This window comes from Flavobacterium hydrophilum (assembly GCF_003202405.1).
Lineage (GTDB): Bacteria > Bacteroidota > Bacteroidia > Flavobacteriales > Flavobacteriaceae > Flavobacterium > Flavobacterium hydrophilum.
Genome location: NZ_QJHL01000031.1, coordinates 1 through 255 on the forward strand (window position 1 = coordinate 1; position 255 = coordinate 255).

The 255-nt window shown below is 44.7% G+C and carries 1 protein-coding gene; it reads left to right on the forward strand.

What is annotated here, in order from left to right:
- Positions 1-255 (forward strand): hypothetical protein (locus tag DMB68_RS23515; RefSeq protein ID WP_165830204.1); only part of this gene is annotated, 255 nt, incomplete at both ends.

Consider the following 255-nt stretch of genomic DNA (forward strand, 5'->3'; position numbering starts at 1 on the left):
TTACCTTCCGGCGTAACGGCTGCATGGGCAACAAACATCTTAACCATCAGCGGAACTCCTACAGCTTCAGGAGTATTTAACTACAGTATTCCTCTTTTGGGAGGATGCGGTAATACTATAAATGCCAACGGAACGATTACTGTTTCAACACCGGGTACTATAATGCTAAGTTCCGCAGCGGGTACAGACAACCAATCAAAAAATATCAATAGCATCCTTACCCCTATAACCTACGCTACCACTGGTACTACGGGA